Raw genomic sequence first — 19,284 nt, forward strand, 5'->3', positions numbered from 1 at the left:
GACGACTGGAGAGAACAGACAAAACGGTACGATCAGCGAGACCATTATTGATTTCTCGCCTGGTAGACAACGCTATGATCCGCCCTGTCATCGCTATATGTGGCGGTTAGCTCAATGATAGTTTTATGACCAAAGCGGTACTGATGCACGAGGGTCGTGGTGCCCAGGAAGGAATCTTCGCCGAGCTCAAGAGCGATAACGCACTTGCCTACGTGCCGACGAAAACCTGGCTGGGTAACCGAGCATTCATGCGTGCCGTACTGATAGCCCATAACTTGACCCGAGAGCTGACGATGATCAGCGAAAAGACGACCAGCAGCGTTCACAACGCCAAACGGGCACCGCTATGGACATTCCCACGCATCAACCACCCTCCGCGGAGAGCTACTACAGTGGGCCGGGCCGTCTTATTCCCCCGCAAAGCAAACTGACATTCTCAATGAGTATTAATGAGGCGGTGAAATCACGCATCGAGGCCGCGTTGCATATTCTTGAAGCGACTACTTGATGACTCAAAATCGATAATAGCTAATGGAACGTTAGAATATAGGAAGGATAAACAGTACTTTTTGCCACCGCAAGCGTTTACTATGCCATAGTTGGGTCAGTCCCGCGTCGCTATTCCACCCCTATACCGGACGGTCAGCCGGCTTGAATTGGTGACATTCTTATATTTTTGATTTTGGCCGATAGCGGCGATTCTGAAGCACCGCTCTTGAACATATTTGTGGCGTTTTACAACAGGCCAGCCAGTGCCAATCGCTGCCGGTCAAGAGTGGAATTCGGATTCAGTCTGATTTTTCTGTCGATGAAACTTCATTCAACCTTGAACGCCTAAGAAGTACGTGGCATTCAACGGTTGATCATCAAGCGTGTGAAAATCCCGAACGATGAGCACGAGCGTTCAGCCGTCAATCTCAGAATTGACTTGTATCAACGTCAGAGGAAGCGGCTTCGGCTAGTCTTTCAGGAAGATATTCGATGTCGGCAGTCGTTATCTGTCAGATTCAACTACAGTGAGCAGAGCATTATGCGTTTTCAACAGATCCGGGAACTGGTACGCTGGGCCGCTGATTACCATGCCCGCTTCGCCAGGTTGTATTCTGAAAAGGCGTCCAGCGGTGAAGGAGGTGAACGGCTTCGCATGTCTCTTGAATATCTTGCCAAGCACGAGCAACAGATGCAGTCTGAGCTGGAGCAGTATCTCGCCGAGGACAGCGATCATTGCGGCGTGCTGAACACCTGGTTCGACGATGCGGTAGATATTCCTCATGCTCCGGTACTCGACCGACTTTCCGAGAGTCTCAACAGCGACACTGTGCAAACCGTTCTCGCGACCGCCCTGGTCGCTCACCGAACGCTGCAGGATCTTTATGCTCAACGTGTCGAGCATGCGGTTACAGGCGCTGAACGCGAACTTTTCGAGTCACTGTCTGGACGGCACGAGGGAGAGGTACGCCGGCTCGTCAGGGATATGCAGCGATTGGAAGATTATTGAGTTCGTCTCGCCTATATGACCTTTGTTGATCAGTGCTCTTCCTCTGTCCGTGATACCTGCTGCTCGCTGGATAGCGTGGTGCTAATGGTGATGCCCGCGACCATGCGGCCTTCTAGAGTGCCAAGGAAGTGATTTTGACGCCTGCCTGTGACACTTGTCCGCAAGGTCGTGCTAACCACACACACTCAACCCGACTCAAAAGAGGTCACACCGAACAACCCATCCAACCAATAGTCCGGTCGACCACCCTTGAACATTCGGGCCGTCTCGAACACCAGCAGTAAACCGAATCCTTCTGCCTGTGCCTTTGCCGGCCGGTTAGGCTCTGGTACATCCAGCACCACATTTTCTGCGCCGAATCTTTTGACAAGCTCGATCAGTAAAGCATGGGCGATCTCTGGAGACATCCCGATCAACGGCCCCACCTTGAACCCTTCAAGGTATTGTCGAATGGCTGTAAAAGCTGCAACAGCCCCCTCCACCTGAAAAACCAGAGAGAAGCGCGTTTTACTCTTGGACAGCCTGGACGTGAGGGCGTTGAACCGATGAAATATCAGCTGACCATTGCTCTTTGGGCAAAAAGACGCCATCAATAAACAGCACATGAAAATGCAGGTTCAGGTTCAACGCTGAGCCAAAGCGCTGGATCAACGTCACCACACCCGTAGGAGCCTGCGATACCTTGAAGCCCGCCTTGTTTATCAAGTACGTTGCGATCGCGCGGTGAACGATGGCTAATACCTTGCCCATCACCTGCGGCTGGTTGGCCAACACAAAACTCAGCGGATACGGAAAACTCAATACCTACTGGCGGATCGGTCTGTGCGGCAGGACATGATCTACCAAGCGGAGAATTTCCTTCGTACCTATAACGCTTCCTGAAAAGCAGTCTCTGGTAGCAAAACTCGATGACAAATGCAGCTCCTCCCCGGAGAGATCTGGGCCAGTACGGGTGATCAGCGTCGACGGAATATGAACTGGCTACGGAAGCTGATTGCTTCAGAGGTTCTGGCCTTCAAGATCATAGGCCTGTGAGCGCCGCTTCTGGGAATTCTTTGCCGCCACCCTCCGCAACAAGAACACGCGTCAGGCCTATCTGAACGCGTGCTTTCGCTTCGCTGACTGGTGTGAGGTGATCCTCCCCTGAACTAACAGGCAGTCAATCAAGCGAGAACATGGCTACTGAGTGCTCTATGACAACACGCAAGAAAGCCAAGAAACCGCAGCAACTGGTGCGCTTTAACAAGAAGCAAGAAAGAACCCGAGGAGCTCACTGAAACAGAAGAGGTTGCCGAAGCGGCCAGCCAAGCTTGGCATCCACACAACTCAGATCTACAACTGGCTGAACAAACTCAGAGTCAAAGAATCACGTTCTGATGCGGAGATCCAACTAATGAAGGAGAGTGCGCGTGGCTACAATATTTGATGGTCTTTCAGGAACATCCGAAAGTATGGTGGTTGCAGCGAATTAATTCGCCAATGTGGCTGAATGCTTTCGTGCAAGAAAAGCATGGCAAAAGGCAGGGTACATTGCGGCGACGGCTGAAAATCGCACCATACCACTCACGCCATCCTCTTATCAAACCGGAAATGGATCACGTACCGACCAGGCTCATCATCAGCCTCTTTACCGTTCAATATCTCGCCGCCAAGGTAACAAAGCACTTGCTGGGCGGTGTGAAGATAGGCGGTGCCGCCTATTAGAGAATTAGCAGTACTCTCGTTCTCCAGAAACGAACGGTGTCGGCATCTAGGCCGATGTATTTCATAGTTACCGCCGTTTTGGGGTTGCCAGCAAGGAGAACGGATCAGATTGCATGCCAGGAACTTCCAAGCTATTGATTTTTAAAGAACGTCCGCGAGCCACCTCGGCGTCTCCGAGCAATCGATGATGGAATTCGTAAACCATTGAAATATTGATTATTAATTACGCTATCGTACAATCTGATCCGTTTCTCGAATTCTCCACTTATACAACCACTTACGCTTTAACGAACAACGAACCTTTCTAGCTGGCCGCTGGCTTCGCTTGCAACACAAGCGCTGCCAGAGGTGGCAGAGTCAAGCTCAGTGAATGAGACTGGCCATGAGAGCAAATGGCCTCGGCCATCACGCCTCCCGGATTACCAACACCGCTGCCGGCATAGGATGAACTGTCGCTGTTGAGCCGTTCCTGATAAGTACCTGGTCCGGGCACACCAATGCGGTACTGCTCATGCACCATCGGGGTGAAATTGCAGACGATGACGACACAGTCCTCGATCACTTTCGCTCGCCGGATAAAGGCGATGACGCTATGCTCGTTATCAGTGCAGTCGATCCATTCAAAGCCTTCGGCCTCGCAGTCCCGCTCGTAGAGAGCCGGTGTCATCTGGTAAAGCTGATTCAGGTCACGCACCAATCGTTGTATGCCAGCATGTTGTGGGTCGTCGAGCAGAGCCCAGTCCAACGCACTTTCAAAGTTCCACTCGCGACGTTGGCCAAATTCACACCCCATGAACATCAGCTTCTTCCCCGGGTGTCCATACATGAAGGTATAAAACAGGCGCAGATTGGCAAACTGCTGCCAGGCGTCACCGGGCATGCGAGTCAGCATTGAGCCTTTTCCGTGGACCACTTCGTCGTGGGACAATGGCAGAACAAAATTTTCACTGAACGCATAGGTCAAACTGAAGTTGAGTTCGCCCTGATGAAATCGACGGTGGATTGGCTCTTCCTTGAAGAAGTTCAACGTGTCATTCATCCAGCCCATATTCCACTTGTAGGTAAAACCCAGCCCGCCAAGATACACCGGCCTGGAGACCATCGGCCAGGAAGTGGATTCCTCTGCAATTGTCATCCCTCCATGCGAGTGAACCAGAGTATTCATCTGCTTTAGAAATTCGACAACCTCAAGGTTCTGATTGCCGCCATGCTCATTGGGAATCCATTGATCGTGCTCACGTGAGTAGTCCAGATACAGCATGGAAGCCACGGCATCGACTCTCAGTACATCAATATGGAACTCCTCTAGCCAGAACAACGCATTGGCGAGCAGATAGTTAACAACCTCTTTGCGTCCGTAGTTGAAAATCAGCGTACCCCAATCGCTGTGCGCGCCTTGTCGCGGATCGGCATGTTCGTACAGATGCGTACCGTCAAACTCACCGAGTCCGTGGGTGTCGCGCGGGAAGTGGGCCGGCACCCAGTCCAGAATCACACTGATACCTTCTCGATGACATTGATCGACAAATACCTTGAAATCATGTGGCGTACCGAACCGCCAGGTAGGGGCATACATTCCGATAGGTTGATATCCCCACGAGCCATCGAAGGGATGTTCGGTAATCGGCAACACCTCGATATGCGTATAACCCATTTCCTTGACATAGGGTACGAGCTCATCCGCCAACTGTTTATAGCTCATCCAATGTTGATTCTCGGGGCTTTGACACCACGACCCGAGATGCACTTCGTAGATGGACATCGGGGCATCCAGAGAGGACAGCTGAGCACGGCTGGCCAGCCAATCCTTATCCTCCCAGTTCATCGAGCGGTTGTCCGGCACAATAGAGGCATTGCCCGGTGGTGGTTCGAAACGACGCCCGAAAGGATCTGATTTGAGGGGCAGCACGTCGCCGTTACTGCCTTTGATCTCGAATTTGTACAGTTCGCCGGGCACCAACCCTGGGATGAAGATATCCCAGACCCCATTGTCAGGGTGTGCTCGCATCACATGCCTGCGCCCGTCCCACTCATTGAACGGCCCGACGAGACTGACCCGTTGGGCGTTGGGAGCCCAAACGGCAAAATGAACACCAACAACGCCATCCAGCTCGATTGATCGAGCCCCCAGCTTCTCGTAGAGCCTTAAGTGAGTCCCCTCCCCTAACAAGTAACGATCTATGTCACCCAATGGTGAGGGAAATCGGTAAGGATCATCAATCGTGTCTGTATTTCCTCCTGCGGACAACCTCAGTCGATAGCCAATATCAGTCGAAATCGTGGCTTCAAACAGTCCGGGGTAGACAAGCGTCATGTCCGCCAACACGGCATCGTTACGATCAACGACAGACACAGCTTCAACCTGAGGCTGGAAGGTACGCACTACCAGATTTCTTCCTTCCTCATGTGGCCCCAGAACCGAAAAGGGATCGTTGTGCTCCCCCTGCGATATCGCCGAGAGAACATTCTGATCAACGGCTGTCATGGCAATCTTCCAGTGATAGGGCTTCTCCTCATCAAACAGCGCATCGAGGCGAGTTAGCGGACACTGTGCAAACTCTGTCCCAGCATATCCGGTGTAACCAGAACCACACCGTTTTCTGTCACGCGAAAGCCGCGCGCCTTATCGGCTTCATGATCCTCACCAATCACGGTGTTCTCCGGTAGCTGACAACCTCGATCGATGATTGCCTTGGTGATTCGGCAATGCCGCCCTACGTCAACTTCGGGTAGCAAGACCGAATCGGTCACCGTAGCGTATGAGTGCACGTTGACGTTGGAAAACAGTAACGAGCGATTGATCTGCGCACCGGAAATGACACAACCACCTGAAACCATGGAATCGTGAGCCTCACCGCGGCGTTCACTTTCGTTGAACACAAACTTGGCGGGGGGCAGTTGCGATTGGTATGTCATGATCGGCCACTCCTGATCGTACAGGTTCAGCTGGGGTGCCACCGACACCAGTTCCATATGGGCCTCCCAATAGGCATCCAAGGTGCCCACATCGCGCCAGAACGCCTGTTGACCGGTTTCGGGATCTCGAAAGGGATACGCGAACACACGGTTGTTTTCGATCATGGTAGGAATGATATCGTTACCAAAGTCATGCTGCGAGTCTTCATTGTCGGCATCGGCAATCAACTGGTCAAAGAGAAACTGTGTGTTGAATATATAGTTACCCATGGATGCCAGTGTCAGCGAGTCGTTACCCGGAATTGCTGTGGGCTGCGCGGGTTTCTCATCAAAACGCAGTACGCGACTATCCTCGTTCACGGTCATGACACCAAAAGAGCCTGCGGCCTCCGCAATGGGGACTTCCAGGCAAGAGACAGTCATGTCTGCCTGATTCTCCACATGAAAGGCGAGCATGGGACCGTAATCCATCTTGTAGATATGGTCTCCCGAGAGAACCAGTACAAATTCAGGTTTGTGGGTACGGATTATGTCCAGGTTCTGATAAATTGCGTCAGCCGTGCCGGCATACCATGTATCGCCTGTGCGCTGAGAGGCAGGCAGGACTTCGACAAATTCGCCAAGCTCGCTCTGAAAGTTGCTCCACCCCTGGCCCAGATGGCGGATCAATGAGTGTGCTTTGTACTGAGTGAGCACACCTATGCGGCGGATGCCTGAATTGACACAGTTCGACAGTGGAAAATCGATGATGCGAAACTTTCCGCCAAACGGCACACCAGGCTTTGCGCGCCAATCCGTGAGCTCATACAAACGTGAGCCGCGCCCGCCTGCCAATACCAGCGCCAAGGTCTTTTTGGTCAGACGGCTGACATAGCGATGATCCTGATCTAACGGCATAACTTACTCCTTAGCGGTGAGAATGGTCTGGCAGAGCAAACAACGTCCCGTCCAGGTATCGCTGCAGCACACTTTCTGTGCCCTCGGCCCACAATGCGTCAAGCGCTTGCGTAAACGGTTTTTTGAAGAGCATGACATGGGCTAATTCACCATAAATATCCCGCATGCCAAGCCAGGCCCCCGGGTCTGTGCGTGCTGCATGAGCACGCTCAACAAGGTGATCCCAGGAAGGGTCATTGGGTTCAATAATGGCGCCACTCTCTGTTTTGCCAAAACAATAACGACACCAGAGGGCAGAAGCGAGTGCAAGCCCCTCGACGCGTTGTCGATTGGTGGTACGGTCGACAATACTGGGCACGATGAATTTTGGCTGCCTGTTGGATCCATCCAGACAGAGTCGACGTATGGTATCGACCACGTGAGGATTGGAGAAACGCGACAGGATTATCTTGTAGTAGTCTTCAAGGTTGGTGTCCGGCACAGGCGGCACGATCGGCAATATTTCCTCAAGCTCTACTTTGTCGAGAAACCCCCGAATCAGAGGATGGGCCATGGCCTCACCTGAACCTTCGATATCGAGCAGTCCGGCTGGATAGGCAATCAAAGCATGACCGCCATTGAGAATGCGAATTTTCATGGTCTCGAACGGCGTTACATCATCGACGAATTGAACGCCAACCTCCTCCAGTCGAGGACGACCGTCAACAAACTTGTCTTCAAGTACCCACTGCAGATAGTCTTCGCAGAACACTGGTGCAGCATCGCCTATACCGATCTTGTCAACGACAAGGCTACGTTCCCGATCGCCGGTGGCCGGGGCAATGCGGTCAACCATTCCATTGGGAAAACTCGAGTGTGCGTCGATCCACATGGCCAGAGCAGGCTCGATCAACTGCGCCAGACCCACAACGGCACGGCGCGTCACCACACCGTTATGTGGCAAATTGTCGCAGGACATAACAGTGAAGGCCTGATGACCTTCGTTCCGACGTGTCCTCAGCGCTCGTACAATCAAGCCGAACACCGTAGAGGGCGAATCAAAGTTCGACACATCCGCCTGAATTGCCGGGTGCTGATCATCGAACAGGCCGGTATCAGCATCGACGAAGTAGCCACCTTCGGTCACCGTCAGGGACACAATACGAATCTCCGGATGCTCCAGTGTAGCCAGAATCGCTGCGCTGTCAGCAGGTGGCAGGTAGTCGATCATCACACCCGTGACGCGAGCATCACTACCCGTTGCAGATTGCGCAGTCACGGAGCCTAGCCAGTCTTGCTTCATCAACAAATCGCGCACTCGAGCGTCACCAGGCATGACACTCGCTCCAATAACGGCCCAGTTGTGGTCACGCCCGTCGTTCATCAAAGCATCCAGGTAGACGCCTTGGTGAGCACGATGAAAATTGCCCACTCCGAAATGCACGATCCCCGCGGACAATGATTTTCGATCATAGTTCGGTCGGACAACCGTCTCGGGTAAGTCGTCAAGCGTTCCTAATGAGAGCGGTACCGCTTTATCTCGCATTGCAACCTTGTCTGTTGTCATGGCCGTGCCTCCCATCAGATGTCATGGTCGCCAACGAGCGATGCGGATAAACCTCCGCATCGCTCAGCTTTCTACTTGTTTACGCGATCAGCCTGACTTTACTGACTACACCGCGGGTGTCGCCTGCATCGGCTCAGCAGAGGCCGCGTTGCCCCTCTGCAGTGCCTTGGAACGCTGCAGATCCCACCAGGAGAAGACGAAATAGATGAGTGTGCACCAGATGGTCACGCTATAGAACGTTTCCCGATTCACATAGTAGGCGTAGAGATCCGGGCTGTTGAACAGAACTCGCCATGCAAGAACAGCCGGTACTAACAGACCGATAATGCCCCATACTGCCCGAATTCCCATGGTCAACGCTGATTTGTCCTTGACATCATGATGGGTTTCCGTCGCGGCCAATTGCGCATGGTACTTATCGATCTTTCTATTGAATTCCTCCTCCCGTTGCTCTGCTTCCGGATAGCTCTTGTCGGCACCAGCCTGCTTCGCCAAAATGGTGTAGCAGACGATCGCGACGAACCAGGTCGGTAGGAATAAATACACGAAGTACAGGACGTTAAGGGCATTCAGCCCGAAGCCGAACACCAGGCAAATAGCCCAGGTAATCAGTGCAGGCTTGTTATCCTTGAGACCCTTGAGTCGATGCCAGTTGCTCTTGTAGCCGAGACGGGGAAAGACATGTTGCTCGGCGAATACGATGCCGCCAATCGGCACGAGTACGAGTCCCGCATAGGCAAGAATCGGCAGAATCTGGCGATAGATGAATGGAAAACAGCTACCGACCACAACCACTGCACCAACGGCAAGCGTCACCTTTTGTCGTGGAACTTTGGGAAATACCGCTTGAGCTGCGAGTCCTGCGCGATAGAGGTTGGGGTTAGCCGTTGTCCATCCCGCAATAATGACGATGACAAAGCCTGTAGCGCCTAGTGCGTAGTAGGCAACGTCCCCGGGGGACACCACTGCGATACTCAGTTTCATCATGGAAGCCGTCGCTGCACCCATCAGTGCTGCGGAAATCCAGGCGACATAATGGCCAAACATCATACCGGTTGCTGTACAGAGACCGTAGACCGATTTTTTCGCGTAACGCAGCATCGCCATGTCTACCAGACCAAAATGCGCGAAAGTGTTCGCCGCCCAGGCAAAACCAATCACTTCTATCAAACCGATCCCGGGCTCACCATTAGCATTGATGCCGGTAAAAACGGTCGCGCCCGCCAGGTTCACGAATTCGGAGAAACTTGAAAGCGTCGTGTACCCTGTCAGGGTTTCATTCAACGCCGGTATCAGCACCATACCTCCGGCAGTGAACATAACCATCAGCCAGGGTGTGCAAATAGTGGCAAATTCGGCCACCACGTTGAAACCGTAATAGGCCACCAGCACTGCGATCACGCTCGCCGAAGCGGCAATGGCGGCAAAGGCAAAGTTGCTGGGATACGGATATATCTGCGGCGGGATATCAAACAGCACCCGAACCGCGGTCGCCGACACCGTAATCATGGCTGCCGAAATAGCCGCAAATATCAGCACATTCGCACCGTTGTAAATCCGTGAGGTCATATCCCCCAAGTTGTACTCGATATAGGTATAGAGACTGAGCCTCGTTTTGACCGCGATTGGTGCGGTGATCAGCCAGAAACTCATAGCGGCAAGTGTGTTGCCGATGAGGAGCCCAAGCAGAATATCCTTGATGCCGGCGCCCATTGCCACAAATGCAGCGCCTATGACGAACTCCGTTGCCGCGACATGCTCCGCACCATAAAGGCCAAGAAAGTGCTTGGGCCCGTGCAGCCTGTGCTTCGGCACGGGTAGTAATTCGTCGTCCATTTCCGCTACGGACCGACCTTGATCGGTTGCTGTGTCTACCATCGGTTTACCCTCTCCTGATTGATGATTGTCGGAACGCAACCTTCTGGCTGCGTGCCCATCCCTATTACTTACCTGTTAAGCATCTCAACTCGCACCATCTGCTTCTCTGTTACCCACTGGGAGTTCTTGAGCGCATCCTCAATAGTTGCAGCGTCCTCCAGGACGTTAGCGAACTGTTGGCCGACCGCTGTGGCGATTCCCGTAAATTCGGGCATGGCCACGAATTGCACACCGGTATAAGGCACCTCTTCTACTGTCGGTTTAGTCGGATCCGCCGCTTCAATACTGGCGAGTGTCATGGCAGCAAAAGGGACTTTCTGGTATTCAGGATTCTCATACAGAGACTTTCGGGTACCCGGCGGCACACTAGCCCACCCATCAGTCTCGGCAACCAGAGCGAGATATTCTTTAGATGTTGCCCAAGCCACGAATTTCTTCGCAGATTCCTTACTGTCGGTACTCTGAGGTATGGCCAAAGCCCATGCCCATAGCCAGTTGGCGCGCTTGCCCAGCCCATTGTCAGGTGCCATAGCGAAGCCCACCGAATCGGCTACCGTGGATTCCTTGTTCGTGACGAACTGACCAGCAGCAGTGGCATCTATCCAGATTGCACACTGGCCTTGTTGAAACAGTGCCAGGTTTTCCTGGTAGCCTTTGGTTGATGCCTCCACAGGACCATTATTTTTCAACAGATCTGCATAGGTAGTCAGCGCGCTATTCCAGGCCTCACTGTCGAGCTGGGGTTTCCAATCCATATCAAACCAACTGGCTCCGTAAGAATTTGCCATGGATGTCAACAGCGCCATGTTCTCGCCCCAGCCTGCCTTGCCCCGTAGACAAATTCCGGAGACACCCTTGTCTCGATCAGTCAGTGTATTTGCAGCCTCTTTGATGAAATCCCAAGTGGGCTCATCGGGCATTTCAAGCCCTGCCTGCTCAAACAGATCGGTGCGATACATCGTGAAGGAGGACTCTCCATAAAAAGGCGCGCCGAACAAAACACCATCATGCGATAAACCCGATCGGATCGGCGGTAGAAGATCACCAATGTCATAATTACCCGGCAAATCGTCCAACGGCATCAACCAACCACGCTCAGCCCAGATCGACGCCTCATAGGTTCCGATCGTGACCACATCGAACTGCCCACCACCAGTGGCTATGTCTGTAGTGGCACGTTGGCGAAGTGTATTCTCATCCAGAGTCACCCATTCGACAGTAGTGTCAGGATTGTCTTTTGTAAAATGTTCTGTCAACGCTTGCATTCGAACCATATCGCCATTGTCTACGGTGGCGATGGTGATCGTGTCAGCGACAGCCGTTGACAGGGTTGCACTGAAGGCAAGGCACGCTATGGACGTTGCAGAGATACGTATGGAATTCATCATGGATCCTCCTGTACATGACAACACCTCGATCATACGAGAGGCAATGAGCGCTCATTCGAACCTGATATGCAAGTGCGTATTTTTTACATCAACGTCTGCGGATTCGGAAGAGCAATGTCGTGCCACTAGTCAGTCACTAGAATGATGACTATCACTCATGACATCCGATCTAGCCAGGCACAACTCAAACATACGCTGGTTACACATGCCAAACCAGTACTTGGATGTTCGGAATTTGTACTGAGATGCGAACTCCAAAACGGCTCAAGGCCAAATACTCGTTGAAAGTTACATTGGGAGCACGTTGAGTCATGTAATTAATCGTGTATTGAAGAACTGCACTTTTATGGATAAGATAGATTTTCTGAGAGAAGCTGCAGCGTTCCGTTCCTACCTCACTCGACATTTCAGGACACAGGAAAAGATTTACGAAGTCCTGTTTCGGAGATATTTTCAATATGCCTGATCCCGTCTACTCTCACCTGGATCCAGAGCTGGGACCGCCAGAGGTTGATCCGCGTTCTATACATGCTTTTTGGCATGGCTTCCCCAGCCCACTGGTCCGATGGCACTTTCACCACGAATTCGAGCTACACCTGATTGTCGCCAGCGAAGGCAAGGTATTTGTGGGAGATCATGTTGGCGAATTCTCACCAGGGCATTTGGTTTTGATGGGCCCTCGGCTGCCACACAACTGGATCAGTCAGACACAAGCCGGTGACACCGTCGAGATGCGCGATGGGGTAATACAGTTTCGAGAGAATCTAGTGCAGTCCATGGCGGCATTTGCTCCTGAGCTGAAGCGCGTACTGCCGATGCTTGACCGTGCTCGCCACGGTATAGAATTCCGAGATAGTCTTTGTGCTGAAGCAGTGAAGTGGTTTGAAGATCTCATCAGTAGCGACGGACTTCGTCGTATCGGACTACTATTCGAAATACTTGAACGCCTGTCACGTGAGCGAGAATATCGAACGCTATCAACGGCACCACTGAGTTCTGGCAGGAACATCGCGCTGGTGAGTAAACTCGAACGAGCGATGAACCACATCAAAGAGCATCACGATAGCAGTATGAAAATGGACTCCGTGGCCGAACTTATTGGCATGAGTAATAGCTCGTTTTCGCACTATTTTACAAAATCAACGGGAGGCAGTTTCACCCAATTTCTGAACAATGTACGAATTACTCATGCGTGTGAGCTGCTCAGCACCACAGAGAGTCAAATCACTGACATCTGCTACACAGTGGGTTTTAATAACGTCGCCAATTTCAATCGACGCTTCCGAATGATCAAGGGCATGACGCCCAGGGAGTATCGAAAACGAATATTAGTAGGCCATTGTTGATCGTTGCAGGTCAATTCTCGTGCTCTCTGACTATTTGCAGCTGCAGTTCGCTAGAAACTCCTTGAAATAATCGAATAACACAGCAGAAGCATTAACACCGCTGAAACGCATTGCCAGAAACGCACTGGGTGCCGTTCAGCCAGAGGCATTCTACCGGCTTGCCGACTAGCCTCTATGCTGGGTCGTCGCAGATCTTCAAGAAATTCAGAATATGAAGTGTGACGCTGCTCGGGGCGAGCTGCCAGAGATTTCCTCAGCGCAAACTCTACCCAAGGCGGCAGGTCTGACCTGATCTGCGATAACGGCTTGGCCAGATACGCCGAACTACCCGCACGCCCTTGTGTCTTGGGTGAACTATCTGTCGGCAGAGAACCGGTCAAGGCCTCAAACGCGATCGTTCCCAATGAAAACAAATCTGAACGCCAATCGACAACCCCATTGAAGTTCTCTGGTGCAACATAACCAACCGCCCCGACAGGGACCTCTTCAACAAGCGATATACCAAAATCCTCCAGACCATCAACTCTGGCTGTGCCAAAATCAATAATCGTGCAGCCACCTTCGGCGCTGACGATGACATTCTCAGGCTTCAAGTCCCGATGGACAATGCCCGCACGCCGCAGAGCTCGCAAGCCATCAACGATACTCGACAATAACGGTCTGAGTTCTGCCAAGGTAGGGGTTGGATGATCAATCATCCATTGGCGCAAGGACTCACCGGGAAGCTTTTCGGATAGCGAATATAAAAAGGGAGAGTCACTTGTGGGGCTGACACTTCTGGGTAACGAGGAATGATCAAACCCTTCCATAAGCCAGCATTCTCGTGCGAATCCCTGCAGATAGAGAGCATCATCGGCAAAGTTCCTCGACGGAGCTTTCAGCACAAATTCTCGTTTGTCTGTATCGCGACGCACAAGGTATACGTGGCTACGCGTGCTTTGATAGATAGTGCTGATGACTTCCAGATCATCGATGCGCATTCCCGTACTCAGAACCGGAGGAATGATGACCGCAAGCGCTCGCCGGCGAATCTCTTGTTCGTCGTGCGAAGGCAATGAAACAACACGAGCAAACAAACAAGTCGCATCGTCATATTCAATTTCAGTACCCGAACTTGACCTTGCAGTATCCAGTACCTGTGCAGATGCCGATTCAAGATCGTTGTCAGCCTGTTTCAATGACTCAACCAGAAGTTCGCGAACAGTTGAAACCGGCAAATCCCCATGAACACCATCAGTGGTGAGGGCGATCACATCACCTTCAAGCAGACTGTGTTCTATATGGTCCAGTTCAACTGAGAGGTCTGCTCCAAGTGCTCTGGCAAGTAGCAGTCGGCCGCTGCTTCTTACCTGATGGTCTCGTGTCAGTTGCTGCGCGTTTTCGTCTCTGATAAGCCAGGCACGACTATCGCCTGCATGGAAAATATGTGCTGTGCAGGATTTAACGACAACGGCTGTGAACGTTGTCATCAGCCCATCGCCTTCCACTTCTCTGGCTCGATTCGGGGCATTCTGCGCATATAGCCACCCGTTCAGCGTATCCACAGTTGCAGCTGCACAATCTCGTACGCTTCGGGTAGAGCCTGAGCCCAGGTATTCGTTGATAAATTCGGTGACAACCAACTCGCTGGCGATACGCGATGTCTGGCTTGATCCGACACCATCGGCGATAGCCATGACAACGCCACGATGACTGCGAAGTGCTACTTTATCTGGCTGACAAGCTGCAAATGCATCGCGGTTTGGTCCATGGGCCCCGGCACGACTTGTGCCACCGAATACCAACTCGGGCGCATCGACCTTGGCCTTCTCTTTTACTTCACCTGTCGTGTCAGGTGCTGTATAGCCGGTGTCACTATCAATCAGCTTGTTCACCATCGTTTGCAAACCATAAACGCCTGAACAACAGGCAGGCTTGTTTTCACGCGTTATACGTCAGTAGAAATTAAGGGATATCAGAGCTTGTTGCTCGGGCACCCTTGCAGGTGCCCGAAACGTCAGTCTCAGCTTACAGCGATCAGTTTGACTTTGCCATGCTCGTCAATCTCGGCGATCTCACCGCTAGGCTCTTCCAGCAAGAGCAAGGCACAGAAGCCAACGACGGCGGTACCTGCAATGACAAGAAAGAAGGTGCTGGCAGGGACCATTGAATAAACCAGCAAGTACACGACTGCACCTACATTGCCATAGGCACCCGTCATACCCGCAATCTGACCTGTCTGACTACGCTTGATCAAAGGCACTACTGCGAACACTGCCCCTTCCCCTGCTTGTACAAAGAAAGAACAGGCCATGACAGCGATCACTGCCAAAGCCAGTGGCCAGCTAGAGCTCACTGTCGACATCAACAAATAGCCTATTGCCAATCCAGCAGTCAGGATGAGAAGTGTACGACGTCGCCCGTATCGATCAGAGATCCAGCCGCCTCCAGGTCGAGACATCAGGTTCATGAATGCATAGCCTGATGCCAGCATACCCGCTAGTACAGGCGTCAATTCAAAAGTATTGGCGAAGAACAATGGCAGCATGGAAACCACAGCCAGCTCTGAACCGAAAGTGGCAAAATACAGTACACAAAGGACCGCTACCTGCTTGAAGCTGAATTTCTGAACGGCGGGAATCTCTTCACTAAATACCTTTTTATTGATCTTCCAAACCAACGACACTTCGTAGACAAACAGCAGTACCAAACCCGTGTAGATAAGGTTCGACGTCATTTGGGAGATCATGTCAACGCGTGCCGGGGACAACCGCCATGCGAGTACAGCCAGGGCAATATACATCGGCACCTTCATCACAATGAGAAAGAAGAAATCGTTCTTACTCGTGATTTCCATTGCACCGGACTGCTTTGGCTTGTAGTACGTCGAACCTTTAGGCGTGTCACTGGTACCCGCATAATAGATAAATCCCATCACCAGACTCATCAAGCCGGTTATCGCCACCGCCCAGCGCCAACCGTCTTCACCGCCAAACATCAATGCAACGGTAGGCAATGTGAAGGCCGCAGCAGCTGAACCGAAATTGCCCCAGCCGCCATAAACACCTTCGGCTGTACCCAGCTCGTTGTGCGGAAACCACTCACTGACCATTCGAATACCAATAACAAAACCAGCTCCAATTGCGCCAAGTGCGAATCTGGCTATTGCGAGTTGCGTATAGCTTTCTGCAAAAGCGAAAAAGAAACAAGGTATCGCCATGATCACCAACAGCGAAGAATAGACCAGTCTCGGACCAAAGCGATCGGTCAGAATTCCAATGATTACACGGGCTGGAATGGTCAATGCGACGTTCAGGATCAATAAGGTTGTAACTTGTGCTTTCGTTAAACCAAAGGTCTCCTTGATAGCTTGCAGCATCGGCGCAAGGTTAAACCACACGACAAAGGTGATAAAAAAAGCGATCCAGCTCAGGTGCAGGATCTTCATCTTCCCTGTGAAAGCAAGCAGATTGAAGCGTTCTGTTGTCATAGTTTTGTTTACTCGATTATCACTTTCTGGATGTTCGATAGTCTTGAATACTCGGAGTAGCCTACCGCTGGGCAAGATTCACGGCTGCTGCCCATTTCACAGCATATTGCTGCACAATTTGCATCGCGCTAAGTGAGCAACCCAAAAGCAAGTGTTCCAAGCGGCTGCTCTGCGACATGACGTTATTATCTAGGTTGATTCCGCTACCGCTGGCTCATGGCAATCTTTCAAGATCGACGCTAGCTCTGACTTGCACGAGCCACAGTTTGTCCCGGCCGACAAGCTCCGACCAATCTGATCGACACTTATCAGCGCCTCATTTGCGATGGCTCGCTTGACGGTGTTACGTCCAATCGCATAACACGAACAAACGACAGGTCCGGGGTCAGGAGTATCGCCACGTGCCTGTCCTGCCAATGCCCACGGGGCCTCGTGCCCTGGCAGACCAACAAGAAAATCACGCATCAGAACCACCGGCTCTGCCCCTACATAAAGAGCTGCAAGTAGTATTTCACCGTCGAACAAACCAATACTGTGACGCCCACGCTTGTTATCCGACATGTGCTGAATCGCAGCATCGGGTAGTCCAAAAAGTAACCGGGCATAGTCTTCCCAATTATCAGGAGTACCAAGACCTGCCAGTTCGCAGCGGTATCCTGTATTTGTACGGGCCTGAGCCCAATAATCGCTTTCCGGTATGAATTGTGTCGTTGACATCGCGAACCCATACCATGCGGCCGCAAATTTTTTGGCAGCAACGGTAGACGCCTTGCTTTCCGGCTGACCCGATACAGGGTCTGTAACCGGCGCCACTAAAGCATCAACTCGCGCAGTAGGAGCGTTCATTCCCGTCCAGTGCATCGGCACGAACAGATCACCCGGCACCACATCATCGGTCTGATGCAATCGAAGAATAGCGCTACCGTGAGTGCTGCTGAGTCGCACCAGATCACCATGATCGAGACCCAGCCGCTTTACATCTTGCGGGTTCATGTCGACGAAGGGCTCCGGCAAATGTGCCGAAAGACGTGACGACAAGGATGTACGTGTCATTGTATGCCACTGATCACGAAGCCGACCGGTATTCAAACGGAACGGCTGTGCTTCAGAAGGCGTTTCGGCCGGCCCACGAGGCGTGAGAGCCAACATCTTCGCCTTGCCGCCAGGGTGAAAGAACCCCCCGTTGGCGAAAAATCGACCACCCTGCTTCGATGCTGATTGAGGCCAGCGAATGGGGTCAAGTTTTTCGTATGCTTGAGTGCCTATCTCTGCCAGAGCGGAGATATCAAAGTCCTTGCCCAACTTTCCCGCGATACCGGAAAGTGCTGCATATTCAGCGAATATCTCGGCGGGACTCTCCCAGGCAAATGAATCGGACCAGCCCATACGGCGAGCTACTTCTGCCAGAATCCACCAATCCGGTTTTGCCAACCCGGGCGCAGGCAGTACAGCACGTTGACGGCTGATCAAACGTTCCGAGTTTGTGACCGTGCCCGACTTCTCAGCCCAGGCGGCCGCAGGCAGGATTACATCAGCCAGCCGTGCCGTATCGGTGTTACCGGTAATATCGCTGACAACCACAAAAGGACAGGCAGCGATGGCATCACGTACGCGATCCGCATCAGGCAGAGTCACAGCCGGGTTGGAATGGATGATCCAGAGTGCCTTGATTCGCCCATCTTCGACGCCCTTGAACATGTCAACGGCTCTCAATCCTGCTTGTTCTGGCATAACCGGGGCTTTCCAGAAATTCTTCACAGCAGCGTTATGTTCGGGATTCTCGATATCCAGATGGCAAGCCAGCATATTGGACAGCCCCCCTACTTCACGTCCACCCATGGCGTTAACCTGGCCGGTGACCGAGAACGGGCCTGTGCCCGGCTTGCCGATCCTGCCGGTAGCCAAATGACAATTGAGTATGGCATTGACCTTGTCGGTACCTGAGGATGATTGGTTCACGCCCTGACTGAAGATGGTCACCACCTTCTCAGTGCCAATCCACAGATCCAGAAATTCTTGAAGTTGCTCTGTACTCAACCCAGTGAGTGAGGAGTCAGAATCCTTTGCAGTAGCTATGGATTCGCTCAAACCCTCGACATGGGCGTCAGCGTAGTTGGTATCGATTGCACCGCGTCGGTCGATCTCTGCCAAGAGCGCATTGAACAAGGCCACGTCACTACCCGCCTTCAACTGCAGGTGTAGTGCTCCTGCGCAAGAAGCAGTACGGCGTGGATCGATCGTCACTATTCGCGTGCCGCGTAACTCATGGGCGGCAATGACCCTCTGATACAGCACCGGATGACACCAGGCCAGATTTGATCCGACGAGAACCACAAGCTCTGCCTCGTCAAGATCATCATAGATACCTGGCACGGTGTCGGTGCCAAAGGCACGTTTGTGCCCCGCCACAGTCGAGGACATGCAGAGTCTTGAATTGGTGTCGATATTGGCCGAACCAATGAAGCCCTTCATCAGCTTGTTGGCGACGTAGTAATCCTCTGTCAATAACTGGCCTGCGACGTAGAAGGCCACCGAGTCAGGACCGTGCTCTGCGATCACATCACCAAATCGATTCGCAACCCCGTCCAGCGCAGTATCCCAGCCGACGCTCTCACCATTGACCACCGGCGACAACAGCCGGT

13 protein-coding genes and 1 pseudogene are annotated in these 19,284 nt (G+C 52.4%); 4 read left to right on the forward strand and 10 right to left on the reverse strand.

Annotation, left to right across the window (positions count from 1 at the left end; genetic code table 11):
- Window positions 1-346 precede the first annotated feature (346 nt).
- A complete protein-coding gene (locus IMCC3135_RS34190; protein ID WP_157736078.1) occupies window positions 347-508 on the forward strand; it encodes a hypothetical protein in 162 nt (53 codons plus the stop codon).
- Window positions 509-1,030: 522 nt separating this feature from the next.
- Complete coding sequence (locus tag IMCC3135_RS17700) at window positions 1,031-1,498, forward strand: hypothetical protein (RefSeq protein ID WP_205737586.1); 468 nt, start codon at window positions 1,031-1,033, stop codon at window positions 1,496-1,498.
- 185 nt (window positions 1,499-1,683) lie between these two features.
- On the opposite strand, the gene IMCC3135_RS34525 is transcribed toward IMCC3135_RS17700, so the two are convergent.
- Entirely contained in the window at window positions 1,684-2,103 is a 420-nt protein-coding gene (locus IMCC3135_RS34525) for a GNAT family N-acetyltransferase (RefSeq protein WP_335589276.1), read from the reverse strand.
- Window positions 2,006-2,344 (reverse strand): annotated as a pseudogene (locus IMCC3135_RS17705) (transposase); the annotation flags it as partial. The pseudogene IMCC3135_RS17705 and the gene IMCC3135_RS34525, both read right to left, overlap by 98 nt.
- 579 nt (window positions 2,345-2,923) lie before the next feature.
- On the opposite strand from IMCC3135_RS17705, the gene IMCC3135_RS17710 reads away from it, so the two are divergent.
- Window positions 2,924-3,202 carry a hypothetical protein gene (locus IMCC3135_RS17710; protein ID WP_088918814.1) on the forward strand — a complete coding sequence of 93 codons (279 nt, stop codon included), beginning with the start codon at window positions 2,924-2,926 and terminating at the stop codon, window positions 3,200-3,202.
- A gap of 304 nt (window positions 3,203-3,506) precedes the next feature.
- Here the strand turns inward: IMCC3135_RS17710 and glgB are convergent, their stop codons facing one another.
- From glgB to IMCC3135_RS17735, 5 genes are all read right to left on the reverse strand, one after another.
- Window positions 3,507-5,687, reverse strand: coding sequence for a 1,4-alpha-glucan branching protein GlgB (gene glgB, locus IMCC3135_RS17715; RefSeq protein WP_088918815.1), 2,181 nt, complete (start codon window positions 5,685-5,687; stop codon window positions 3,507-3,509).
- Window positions 5,688-5,740: 53 nt separating this feature from the next.
- On the reverse strand, window positions 5,741-7,015 hold the full coding sequence (gene glgC, locus IMCC3135_RS17720) for a glucose-1-phosphate adenylyltransferase (protein ID WP_088918816.1): 1,275 nt from the start codon (window positions 7,013-7,015) through the stop codon (window positions 5,741-5,743).
- Between the two features lie 10 nt (window positions 7,016-7,025).
- On the reverse strand, window positions 7,026-8,561 hold the full coding sequence (locus IMCC3135_RS17725; protein ID WP_205737587.1) for a mannitol dehydrogenase family protein: 1,536 nt from the start codon (window positions 8,559-8,561) through the stop codon (window positions 7,026-7,028).
- 105 nt (window positions 8,562-8,666) lie between these two features.
- A complete protein-coding gene (locus IMCC3135_RS17730) occupies window positions 8,667-10,439 on the reverse strand; it encodes a purine-cytosine permease family protein (protein WP_088918817.1) in 1,773 nt (590 codons plus the stop codon).
- Between the two features lie 68 nt (window positions 10,440-10,507).
- Window positions 10,508-11,827, reverse strand: a complete 1,320-nt coding sequence (locus IMCC3135_RS17735) for an ABC transporter substrate-binding protein (RefSeq protein WP_088921915.1) — start codon at window positions 11,825-11,827, stop codon at window positions 10,508-10,510.
- A gap of 458 nt (window positions 11,828-12,285) precedes the next feature.
- Between IMCC3135_RS17735 and IMCC3135_RS17740 the strand changes: the two genes are divergently transcribed.
- Window positions 12,286-13,173, forward strand: a complete 888-nt coding sequence (locus IMCC3135_RS17740; RefSeq protein ID WP_088918818.1) for an AraC family transcriptional regulator — start codon at window positions 12,286-12,288, stop codon at window positions 13,171-13,173.
- Between the two features lie 50 nt (window positions 13,174-13,223).
- On the opposite strand, the gene IMCC3135_RS17745 is transcribed toward IMCC3135_RS17740, so the two are convergent.
- The 3 genes from IMCC3135_RS17745 to IMCC3135_RS17755 form a co-directional block, all read right to left on the reverse strand.
- On the reverse strand, window positions 13,224-15,050 hold the full coding sequence (locus tag IMCC3135_RS17745) for a bifunctional protein-serine/threonine kinase/phosphatase (RefSeq protein WP_088918819.1): 1,827 nt from the start codon (window positions 15,048-15,050) through the stop codon (window positions 13,224-13,226).
- A gap of 125 nt (window positions 15,051-15,175) precedes the next feature.
- Complete coding sequence (locus IMCC3135_RS17750) at window positions 15,176-16,642, reverse strand: NarK family nitrate/nitrite MFS transporter (RefSeq protein ID WP_088918820.1); 1,467 nt, start codon at window positions 16,640-16,642, stop codon at window positions 15,176-15,178.
- 189 nt (window positions 16,643-16,831) lie between these two features.
- Window positions 16,832-19,267 (reverse strand): molybdopterin-dependent oxidoreductase, encoded by a 2,436-nt coding sequence (locus IMCC3135_RS17755; RefSeq protein ID WP_236994828.1) that lies wholly within the window; start codon window positions 19,265-19,267, stop codon window positions 16,832-16,834.
- Window positions 19,268-19,284: the final 17 nt, after the last annotated feature.

The organism is Granulosicoccus antarcticus IMCC3135 (assembly GCF_002215215.1).
Taxonomy (GTDB): Bacteria; Pseudomonadota; Gammaproteobacteria; order Granulosicoccales; family Granulosicoccaceae; genus Granulosicoccus; species Granulosicoccus antarcticus.